Origin of the sequence: Escherichia sp. Lx600-2, assembly GCF_036662595.1 — a bacterium.
GTDB classification, from domain to species: domain Bacteria; phylum Pseudomonadota; class Gammaproteobacteria; order Enterobacterales; family Enterobacteriaceae; genus Escherichia; species Escherichia coli.
On sequence record NZ_JAYQWM010000048.1, the window covers coordinates 20255 to 31289 of the forward strand.

At 50.8% G+C, this 11035-nt stretch carries 9 protein-coding genes and 1 pseudogene; 1 reads left to right on the top strand and 9 read right to left on the bottom strand.

Annotation, left to right across the window (positions count from 1 at the left end):
* Positions 1–4: 4 nt before the first annotated feature.
* The 7 genes from OQV04_RS16410 to dhaK all read right to left on the bottom strand — a co-directional run bounded on the left by OQV04_RS16410 (position 5) and on the right by dhaK (position 8265).
* Positions 5–763, bottom strand: coding sequence for an ABC transporter ATP-binding protein (locus tag OQV04_RS16410; protein ID WP_000173324.1), 759 nt, complete (start codon positions 761–763; stop codon positions 5–7).
* Positions 760–1740 (bottom strand): FecCD family ABC transporter permease, encoded by a 981-nt coding sequence (locus OQV04_RS16415; RefSeq protein ID WP_032280766.1) that lies wholly within the window; start codon positions 1738–1740, stop codon positions 760–762. The genes OQV04_RS16410 and OQV04_RS16415 overlap by 4 nt, the downstream gene beginning before the upstream one ends.
* Complete coding sequence (locus tag OQV04_RS16420) at positions 1740–2762, bottom strand: iron ABC transporter substrate-binding protein (RefSeq protein ID WP_001536890.1); 1023 nt, start codon at positions 2760–2762, stop codon at positions 1740–1742. Before OQV04_RS16420 ends, OQV04_RS16415 begins: the two co-directional genes overlap by 1 nt.
* 343 nt (positions 2763–3105) lie before the next feature.
* Positions 3106–4803, bottom strand: a complete 1698-nt coding sequence (gene treA / locus OQV04_RS16425; protein ID WP_001612849.1) for an alpha,alpha-trehalase — start codon at positions 4801–4803, stop codon at positions 3106–3108.
* A 319-nt stretch (positions 4804–5122) separates the two neighbouring features.
* Positions 5123–6541, bottom strand: a complete 1419-nt coding sequence (dhaM, locus tag OQV04_RS16430; protein ID WP_001536888.1) for a dihydroxyacetone kinase phosphoryl donor subunit DhaM — start codon at positions 6539–6541, stop codon at positions 5123–5125.
* Positions 6542–6551: 10 nt separating this feature from the next.
* The gene (gene dhaL / locus OQV04_RS16435) at positions 6552–7184 is read right to left on the bottom strand and encodes a dihydroxyacetone kinase subunit DhaL (RefSeq protein WP_032280767.1); all 633 of its coding nucleotides are present in this window, start codon (positions 7182–7184) and stop codon (positions 6552–6554) included.
* A gap of 10 nt (positions 7185–7194) precedes the next feature.
* Positions 7195–8265, bottom strand: a complete 1071-nt coding sequence (gene dhaK / locus OQV04_RS16440; RefSeq protein WP_000733714.1) for a dihydroxyacetone kinase subunit DhaK — start codon at positions 8263–8265, stop codon at positions 7195–7197.
* A gap of 227 nt (positions 8266–8492) precedes the next feature.
* Between dhaK and dhaR the strand changes: the two genes are divergently transcribed.
* Positions 8493–10412 (top strand): dihydroxyacetone kinase operon transcriptional regulator DhaR, encoded by a 1920-nt coding sequence (dhaR, locus tag OQV04_RS16445; protein WP_001295618.1) that lies wholly within the window; start codon positions 8493–8495, stop codon positions 10410–10412.
* Between the two features lie 99 nt (positions 10413–10511).
* On the opposite strand, the pseudogene OQV04_RS16450 reads toward dhaR, so the two are convergent.
* Together OQV04_RS16450 and OQV04_RS25125 are read right to left on the bottom strand one after the other, a co-directional pair.
* Positions 10512–10973 (bottom strand): annotated as a pseudogene (locus tag OQV04_RS16450) (autotransporter outer membrane beta-barrel domain-containing protein); the annotation flags it as partial.
* Positions 10974–10976: 3 nt separating this feature from the next.
* Complete coding sequence (locus OQV04_RS25125; RefSeq protein ID WP_003032489.1) at positions 10977–11033, bottom strand: IS1 family transposase; 57 nt, start codon at positions 11031–11033, stop codon at positions 10977–10979.
* Positions 11034–11035 lie beyond the last annotated feature (2 nt).

The window sequence follows — 11035 nt, forward strand, 5'->3', positions numbered from 1 at the left end:
TTCCTTAGTGGCTAATTGCAGAGAGGTGATGATGAATCTGGTCGGCAGAAACCCGATACAGGGCAGCCAGTTTGTTTGTTGTTAACTGTTCGGTCGGTAAGCCTTGTGTTACTCGTCCATCTGGCTCTACCTGGATAATGCTGTCGGCAATGGCGTTGGCATGGAGCGGATGATGAGTCGACATTAACATTGTCATGCCGTTATTTTTGAGCTGTGCCAGCGTGTCCAGTAGTTGGATCTGATGACCGAAATCGAGGCTGGAGGCAGGCTCATCCAGTAACAACAAGCGCGGTTGCTGGACGAGTGCACGGGCGATTAAAGCCAGCTGACGTTCACCGCCGCTAAGCGTATTCCAGCGTCGTGCCGCCAGATGCAAAATGCCCAGCTTTTCCAGTTGCTCCGTGGCTTTCAGGCGTTCTTGCTTACCGGGAACGGAAAAAGCGCCTATGGTGGGGGCCAGGCCCATCAACACCATATCCAGCACACTAAAAGCAAAAATACCGTCGTGCGCCTGCGGCACCCAGGCAATAGCCTGCGCGCGCTGGCGATGGCTGAGTGTCTGCACAGGGAGGCTATCCAGTAAGACCTCGCCTTTTAATAACGGTATAACGCCAAGAATGGAGCGCATGAGTGTGGTTTTGCCGCAACCATTGGCTCCTAACAGACAACAAATTGTTCCTTGCGACAGGGTGAAGGACACGTCGCGTAGCACCGGATGGCGGGAGTAACCCAGAGACGCATGACGGACGGCAAGCAAAGTCACTGGCGACCTCCGCGTAACAACAAAAGCAGGAAAAACGGTGCGCCAACAAAAGCGGTCAGAATGCCAAGTGGGATTTCTGTTGTTCCAATGCTGCGTGCCAGCGTATCGGTAAGCAGGAGCAGAATCGCGCCAGTACACATTGCCATGGGCAACAGCTGCTGATGGTTATGACCGGTCAACAAGCGGGCAATGTGCGGAACGACCAGGCCGACCCAACCAATTATGCCCGCTATTGCTACCGTACTGGCGGTGATTAGTGTGGCGCAGACAATCAATCCAAAGCGCAGACGCGTCACGTTCAGTCCCAGCGAACGGGCTTCGTCGTCGGAAAGCGTGAGTAAATTCATGCGCCAGCGGAGAAAAAACAGGGGCAAGGAGCCTATGAGAATGATCGGTGCAGCATAGCAGAGATCGCGTAAGGTCACGGTGGACAGTCCCCCCAGCAACCAGAAGGTAATTGACGGTAACTGGGTGTAAGGATCGGCCAGCGTTTTAATTAGTGATATCCCCGCTCCGCACAACGTTCCTAACGCAATGCCTACCAGCACCAGGATTAAGATCGGATCGTGGTGGGTCACCCGACGCGTAATCAACCAGACGCCCGCGACCACCATCAGCCCGCCGCAAAATGCGTACAGCTGGATGTAAACAATGGATAATCCCCACAGAATTGCCGTGCAGGCACCAAGTCCGGCACCAGCGGAGACGCCTAAAATATCCGGTGAAACTAAGGGATTACGCAACATTCCCTGATAGGTGGTTCCGGCTCCTGCCAGCGCCGCGCCCAGTAACAGCGCAGCAAGAATACGCGGCACGCGGATTTGCCAGAAGACAATTTGTTCCTGCACAGGAACATTTTCTTGACGAAGAATTAGCGCCAGCAGTTGCTGCATATCGAGATTATAAGCCCCACTTACGGCGGCAAAAGTGATACTGATAGCTGCCAGCAGCAAAATACATCCGTTTACGATTCTCATTAGCTCGCCACCAATTTTTGATAGTCGGCGTCACTGAGTGAACAATGCCAGAACAGTTGGGCGTAATGCTGCATGTCACTTTTAAACTGGCGATTGATGGCGGGATCCAGCCAGGCGTGAAGTCTGCGTAATCCCAGAAGACGGTTGATTCCCGGTGGGGCATCCAGCCAGCCAAAGGGCAAGCCACTTAAAAATAAGATGCGTTGTTCCGCAACGGCTTTCACGCCATGCCAGAGAGGATCACGACGAATAAAATCTGCAGTAACGGCCTCCTGAACCAGAATAATATCCGGCTGCCAGCGCAGGAGATTTTCCATGGAAACCTGTGTCAGGCCGTGGCGATCGGCTATTTGCGCGACGTTGTGCAAACCTAATAATTCCGCCGCCTCGGTATGCAACGAACCCTTTAAGCCCGTTTCCAGCCCTCGAGGACCGCGCGCAGCATAAAAGCGGAGGTTAGCGGCGGGTGAGGCGGCGAATGCCTGAGCTTCACCAACGAAGCGGCTGGCGAGATTGGCTTGTTCTGCGGCGCGATGCTCTTCGCCTAACGTTTTGCCAAGCGTTGTTAACTGTTCTGCTGATTGCGCCAGTTTCCCGTTAAGCAATAACCAGGGTATTTGTGTCTGTTCGCTAACCTGCCGTGCCTGGGAGATCCAGGTTTCATCCGTATTGCCGCAATCAACGACCAAATCGGGATGTAACGCCATAAGCCCTTCCAGCGAGAGTGTGCTGGCGCGCCCGGCGAGTCGTCCCAGCCTGGGTAACTGGCGAATGTGCTCTGGCAATGGAATTAATGCCTGACGGGCAAAATCAAAAGAGGAAAAACCGACCATTTTTTCTGGCGCGACAGCCAGCAATAGCAAATCGGCGGGCGCACCTGCGCTGACGATGCGTGTAATGTTTTGGGCTTCGGGAAGCGTCAGTGAGGCCCAGAATTTGACTGATTGTGCAAAAGAAGGCAGATGATGCAGGAACAACGTCGACGCAAGAATCTGTGTAAACCTCCGTCTGGTTAGTGACATAAGTTATATCCTGATAATTAAAACCGCTATATATTTACATATATATCGAAAAAAATCATGTTTGATGTCAAAATTTGTCTAAAGAGACAGAATGATTTGCTTGTTGCTTAAATAACACTTTGTTCCACAAGAAAATTGTCAGGGAGAATGGCGGAGTGGCGAAAAATATAAATAGAGGTGTAATGATTAACAAATTGATAAAATAAAATTAAAATCTTCTCTGATAAAAGAAAATAAAGGCATAGACCGTAGAATGGGGGGCATTTCGTGGCGAAAAAAGAGCAATGCCAATTTTATGCACATAATGGCATTGCTCGATATACAGCCTCGATATACAGCAAAGTTAAGGCGTAGGTTCCGCCTCTTTTTGTTTTACCGGCTGTGTTGTTGATTCACTGAGTGGACGCGTCGCCGGAACATTGTCACACGGTTGCTCTTTCGGGCAGATCAAATCCAGCATTTTCAGCGTCACGCCGTTGGTCCAGCCAAAGCCATCCTGTAATGGATATTCGCCACCGCCGCCCCCCGTTCCGGTGGTGCTGACATCATATTTTTCCACCAGCTTTTTCTCCCGGTCATAGGTGTGCTGAACATTGGTCAGGAATTGCCAGCTAATGTCCATCGCCACCTCTTTTTGCCCGTAGTTTTGTAATCCTTCTGTCGCGACCCACTGCAACGGTGCCCAGCCATTTGGCGCATCCCATTGTTGCCCACTTTTCACCGACGTGGTGTTCAGGCCGCCTGGTTGCAGCAGATGAGTTTTCGTCGCCGTCGCCATTTTGTTGGCGCGATCTTTCGCTGCCGCATTGACGTATAGCGGGAACAGGGCGGCAGCGGTTAACTGATTGCGCACTTTATGACTTTTCAGGTCGTAATCGGCATACCAGCCTTGTTGATCGTTCCACAGGTATTTTTCGATCCCTTTTTGACGGGCATTTGCCAGCGTTTCGTACTGGTTTGCCATCGCGTTATCTCCGGCAGCCTTGCTGGCGCGGGCGAGGATTTTTTCCATTTTAAACATCAGGCTGTTCAGATCGACCGGTACGATGCTGGTGGTGCGTATGGTATTTAACTGCTGCGGATTGTCCATCCAGCGCGAGCTGAAATCCCAGCCAGACGCAGCGGCAGAGCGCAGGTCGCGGTAAATTTCAGTGGCAGGTCGATTCGGATTGCTTTTGGCGGTGGCAATATCTTCCACCCATGACTCTGGTCGTGGCGTATCACGATCGTCCCAGTAGCGGTTGAGAAGGGTACCATCCTGAAGTTTTACAACGCGTTTTTCCTGTTGTCCGGCTTGCAGGTTTTCAACACCGTCCATCCAGTAAGCATATTCTTTTTGCATTTGCGGAAGGTATTGCTTCAATGCGGCATCGCCTTCATGCTGCGCCAGTAACTCTACCATCAGGGCAAAGAAGGGCGGCTGCGAGCGGCTTAAATAGTAACTGCGGTTGCCGTTGGGAATATGACCGTAAGTGTCTATTTCATGAGCAAAATTGGCCACCATATCCGCGACTTTATCCCAGTGACCGCTTTCGGCAAGTCCTAACATGGTGAAGTAACTGTCCCAGTAATATACCTCGCGAAAACGTCCGCCCGGCACGACATAAGGTTCCGGCAGCGGTAACAGAGAATCCCATTTTTCGGTGTTTTCGGTAGAACGCGTTAATACCGGCCAAAGTCCGTCAATATGTTCGCGCAGTGACTGTCCCTCTGGCGGAACATATTTCTCGCCCTCTGTCGGCAGGGTGAAATTGACGTTAACGAAATGGCGCAGATCAAATCCGCTCTGGTTTTGCTGCATCCGATAATCAGCAAGGATCATCAGCGGATCGCTGTTCGGCACGGCATCGGCAAAGGTTTTTTGGTCCGGAAAAAGTTTGGCGTTTTGCACATCATTAAACAGCGGCCCTAATAAAATATCAGGCGGCTGTGGCGTTACCGGTGTTTCTTCTGCCTGCACCGATAGCGCAGCGAAACACAAAAAGATGCAGGCTGGAATTAACGCCATTTTTTGCGGGCGAGAAGGTGCGGGGGATTTCATCAATCATTCTCCTTAGGCGAAACCGAATAAAACGGTATTCAAGTATCAGAAAACCTTAGTTCAGGATCGCACTAGCTGCATGATCGAAATCTCATTCTGCGAACTGTCAGGCATTTTAGAAAAGGGAATTAAAGGGATAAATAACGGCGAAATAGAGTGATCAAATAACGTCTGTTTATTAGCCAGCCAGCGGCGTTTGGTTCGCGATTAGCGAAGAAAAATCATCATAAATTGGTGAAAAATATAACAGGTAGTTAAAAAACATTAGTGCTGAGTAAATTGCCGGATGACATCAGAACGATGCCATCCGAACGGTGACTTAACCCTGACGGTTGAAACGTTGCGTTTTAACGTCCAGCGTTAGCTTTTCTTCTGGTTGTATCGCATACAGTTTCTCACCCTGCTGGCAAATCCAGCCAATCCCCAGTTCACGGGCGATCAGGGCGCTGTGGGATACCGGACTTCCGGCGCTAAGGCAGATACCTTTTACAACCGCCGGATCCAGTTGCAGTACTGCGGAGGGATAAATGTTCTCCGCCAGTAGAATAGTTGGCGAGTTAAACTGCGGGAGTTCTTCTTTCGTTTGGGTCAGGTGGACCAGGGTGCGATGCAGAAGATCGTCCACATCAATATAGCGAGCTTGTAGATATTCATCATCCAGTTGCTGGTATTGCTGGCTAAGTTCTTTAAGAACTTGCTGCCAGGCATATTCTGCCGTGCAATGTTCGTGCTGAAGGAGTTCGCTTGCCGCCGCCAGCAGTTCCGGATCATCTAACAGTGTATGGTGACCAGAAAAGATTGCGGCAATATCGTCAAGCCCGCTGGCTTCTGCTTTCGCTGTTAACGTCATCAGATCTAATAACGTGAAGTCAATGGCCTGGCGTAATCGTTCTTGTTCTTCTTCCACGGTCAGGGTTGATTTGGCCTGTACCGTACATAAAACCGGTTGATAATAAAAGGCTTTACCCGAAACAGGCGGAACGGGACGCAGAGTAGGTGGAGCAACTTCCTCCGTTTCACCAAAGTTATCTTCAGCCAGCTGACGGAAAGCGATCAGTGCCTCTTCAGCTTCTGGCCCTTTCGCAATCAGGCGCAGCGTATCGTTATAGCGAACTTGTAGTAACGCAATCTGGTTAATACTCTCCGGTGTGACGCATTTGCCGTTTTTCTCCAGCAACATATCGGCATTAAATGTCGATAAGGTATAAACCAGCCGGGAGGCTGGACGTACATGCAGGCCGTTACGGTTCTTTATGACCACCGCCAGAGAACGGGCTTCTTCATCGTACGCAGGACATGAGTCAGAGATTTCAGTGTCGGAGGACGGTAAACCCAGTTGTTCACGTTTGGCTTCCAGCGCATGCATGGCGTCAAAGATAACTTTGTCGATATCCGCCCCCGAGGCCGCGCTGACCGTTGCTGCCAGTGTACCTTCGACCAACGGCGCAGCACACAAACGTACTTTTGCGGCGATCTCGGGAGCCAGCAATTCCAGCGCAGTTTCAGCACTCAATAATGCGCTACCCATATCCATCATGACCAGCACATGGTCGGCATCAGCAACAGATTCGATGGCCTCCATCACTTTGACGGCATCGGTACCAATGGGATTTTGTGGATCGTCAATTCCCGCGGCAATGGCGATTTTACAACTATCACTCATTAACATCTGACGGGCTAATTCACCGACACCTTCTCCCAGTCGGCTGCTATGTGAAACTATGACCAGGTTTACCATCACCAATTCCTTACTCTTTTGCGGCTAACGCCAACATTTGCATCATAAACATCACCGAGGTTGCGCCGGGATCCTGGTGACCAATACTGCGTTCACCGAGATAACTGGCGCGGCCTTTGCGGGCTTGCATCGTAATCGTACTTTGTGCAGCGGATTCGGCGATGCTACTGGCAGCTTCGAGCGCCGCCGGAACAGAGAGATTTTGCTCGCTGGACTGACGTAACGATTCCACCACCGGCACCCACACATCACACATGGTTTTATCGCCAGGTTCGGCTTTCCCGCGACTGATTACGCCGTCCGCGCCATCGCGGAACATCTGATAAAGCTCTTCCAGCGTCAGGCTTTGCCGTGCCTGGGTCGCCTGTGCGGCGCGGATAAAGAAGGTACCGAACAGCGGACCACTGGCACCACCGACGCTGGAAAGCAGCGTCATACCGGTATTCTTGAGAATGAAACCGATATCTTTATCTGCAATAGCAGGGAGTTTTTCCACCACTTTGCTAAAGCCTCGGTTCATATTTAGCCCGTGGTCAGCGTCGCCAATCTCGCGATCCAGTCCGGTAAGATACTCGCTCTCAGTGTTGAAAATATCGCCACAACGATTGAGCCAGTTAACAATTTGAGTTCTGCTCAGTGACATTGCTTTCTCCTTATTTACCCCAGTTAAGGGCCGGGGTGTGGACCGGGGCGTCCCAGAGTGCCAGCGTTTCGTCATCAACTTTCAGTAAGGTGATTGAGAAACCGGTCATATCCAGTGAGGTGCAGTACGCGCCAATTAAATTACGTTCGATAGTCAATCCCGCTTGCTGGCAACGTGTGGTCAGGCGGTTATAGACGCCGTACAGCTCAGAAAGTGGAGTTGCGCCAAGATTGTTAACCAGCGCAATCACCCTGTCGCCAGACTGGAGCGGTTGTTTGGTTTGTGGTTCTTCCTGCCAGCTGCCTTGTTGATAATCCCAGAAACGCAAAGTGCGATGGTATGAGCCATTTTCCAGCAGGGTGTCGAACATTTCATCGACGGTTTGATCAAGGGAAGAGAAGGGGCGGCGGTCAATACCCGGCTCACCATGAATGCCGACGCCAAACTCCATCTCATTGTCCGCCAGGGTAAAAGAAGGTTTGCCCGCGGCAGGAACGGTACAGGCACCGAGAGCGATACCTATTGAGTGGCCTTGATTATTCAACTTACGCCCCAGTTCCGCACAGGCGTCCAGTGAGTCGCCACGCTCCGCCGCTGCGCCTACGAGTTTTTCAATTAATACGGTGTTGGCAACGCCGCGCCGCCCGGCGGTATAAAGACTGTCTTTTACTGCAACGTCGTCATCAATGACCACAGTGGTCACTTTTACGCCGCTATCGTGCAGTAACTCGGTTGCTGTTTCGAAGTTAAGAATATCGCCGGTGTAATTTTTGATAATCAACAGTACACCTTCGCCGCCATCAACTTGCATGGCGCATTCAAAGATTTTATCGGGCGTCGGTGAGGTGAAAATTTCGCCCGGACAGGCCCCCGAAAGCATCCCCTGACCGATATAACCACAGTGCATCGGCTCGTGTCCGCTGCCGCCACCCGACAGCAGGGCGACTTTTCCTGCAACAGGGGCATCAGCTCGGGTGACATACACCGGATCCTGATGCAGTGTCAGCGATGGATGCGCTTTCGCCAGTCCTGCCAGTTGTTCGTCCAGTACGTCTTGCACATCATTGATCAATTTTTTCATTATTTTGCTCCAGCAATTACGGTAGGGCATGGATGATGTTCAACGACACGGCGACCACTGACTGCCGATGAATCCATTGTGCATCAGGCAAGGGAAAAGAAAATTAGCCCAAATTATGTTTCATAGTGAAACATATGCTTTAATGAATGTTCCATATTGAAACTTTTACGTGTATTAATACTTAAAATTGCGAGCCGGAACACCTTTTGTCATAAGGGATGCGGGATATGAGTGGCGCTTTTAACAACGATGGTCGGGGCATATCTCCCTTAATTGCAACCTCCTGGGAGCGATGCAATAAGCTGATGAAACGGGAGACATGGAACGTACCACATCAGGCCCAGGGCGTGACATTTGCTTCTATTTATCGGCGTAAGAAAGCGATGCTGACGCTCGGGCAGGCTGCGCTGGAAGATGCCTGGGAATATATGGCACCGCGAGAGTGTGCGCTGTTTATCCTCGATGAAACCGCCTGCATTCTCAGCCGTAATGGCGATCCGCAAACCTTGCAGCAGCTAAGTGCACTGGGATTCAATGACGGCACGTATTGCGCCGAGGGAATTATTGGTACTTGTGCGCTATCGTTAGCGGCTATCTCTGGTCAGGCAGTGAAAACGATGGCCGATCAACATTTCAAACAGGCACTCTGGAACTGGGCCTTTTGTGCAACGCCGTTGTTTGACAGCAAGGGCCGATTGACGGGAACAATAGCGCTGGCGTGTCCGGTTGAGCAAACTACCGCAGCTGATTTGCCGTTGACGTTGGCAATCGCCCGCGAGGTCGGTAATTTACTGCTGACGGACAGTTTGCTCGCTGAAACTAACCGTCATTTAAATCAACTTAATGCCCTGTTAGAAAGTATGGATGATGGCGTGATTAGCTGGGACGAGCAGGGTAATTTGCAATTTATTAATGCCCAGGCGGCGCGGGTCTTGCGCCTTGACGCGACGGCAAGTCAGGGACGGGCAATCACTGAACTCTTAACGTTACCCGCCGTATTGCAACAAGCAATAAAACAGGCACATCCGCTCAAACACGTAGAAGCCACCTTTGAAAGCCAGCACCAGTTTATTGATGCGGTGATAACCCTTAAACCGATAATAGAAACGCAGGGAACCAGCTTTATTTTGTTGCTCCATCCTGTGGAACAGATGCGGCAGTTAATGACCAGTCAATTAGGAAAAGTCAGCCATACCTTCGCTCATATGCCACAGGACGATCCGCAAACCCGCCGCTTGATTCATTTTGGTCGCCAGGCGGCGCGCAGTAGCTTTCCTGTCCTGCTTTGTGGAGAAGAGGGCGTGGGCAAGGCACTGCTAAGTCAGGCAATTCATAATGAAAGCGAGCGTGCTGCAGGTCCTTATATCGCCGTCAATTGTGAGTTATATGGTGATGCGGCACTGGCGGAAGAATTTATTGGTGGCGATCGCACGGACAATGAAAATGGCCGTCTGAGTCGGCTGGAACTGGCGCACGGCGGCACGCTGTTTCTTGAAAAGATTGAATATCTGGCGGTGGAGTTACAGTCTGCTTTGCTTCAGGTTATCAAGCAGGGTGTTATCACGCGACTGGATGCGCGGCGTTTAATACCAATTGATGTCAAAGTGATTGCTACAACGACCGCGGACCTCGCAATGCTGGTGGAACAAAATCGTTTTAGTCGCCAGCTGTATTACGCGCTGCATGCATTTGAAATTACCATCCCGCCTCTGCGTATGCGGCGTGGCAGCATTCCGGCGCTGGTGAATAACAAATTACGCAGTCTTGAAAAACGCTTCTCTACGCGGCTGAAAATTGATGACGATGCCCTCGCTCGCCTGGTTTCCTGTGCATGGCCTGGCAACGATTTTGAACTTTACAGCGTCATCGAGAATCTTGCTCTGAGTAGTGATAATGGGCGCATTCGCGTCAGTGATTTGCCGGAACATCTGTTTACCGAGCAGGCGACAGATGATGTCAGCGCCACACGCCTTTCCACCAGTCTGTCATTTGCGGAAGTTGAAAAAGAGGCAATTATTAACGCAGCCCAGGTCACAGGCGGTCGCATTCAGGAAATGTCGGCTTTACTTGGAATCGGCCGCACTACGCTGTGGCGGAAAATGAAGCAACATGGCATTGATGCAGGGCAGTTTAAGCGCCGGGTATGAAAGACAGAGACGATTTCTGATACATCAGAGTGATCTATATTTCATTCCGGCGCACGCTAACATTTTTCAGCATCGTTTAAGGGCTTGTCTACCCCGTACTTAAAAGCTGAAGTGATATCCTCCGTTGACTTGCTTCTGATCAAAGAGGTTACCCTGCGTGTAATCCGCTTCGAGGTAGAATGTGTGCTGTTTGTTATACTGTGCACTGACTCCCACGCCGTTATTCCAGCCATTACCTTTGAAACTGTACTTCTCCCGGGAGTTATTCAACTGATATTCTGTATCCCCTGAAAACTCGCGGATAGCGCCAGTCTTCACATAGATATTCAGCTGGCTGTTGCCTGCGGTGATGTCATATCCCAGTATCATACTGGCACGCCCCAGCAGCGATTCGTAGTGATTCAGATGTATATTGAGGCCATTACTCGCCTTCATAGCCATCTCATTCTGGTGGCTGTATGTGAGCTGGGTTTGCGGCTCTATATAGAACCCATAACCAGTAGGGGTCAGGTTGAACCTCTGCCCGGCTTCCAGGGAGATGCTCAATCCGGTAATGACTCCAACTTATTGATAGTGTTTTATGTTCAGATAATGCCCGATGACTTTGTCATGCAGCTCCACCG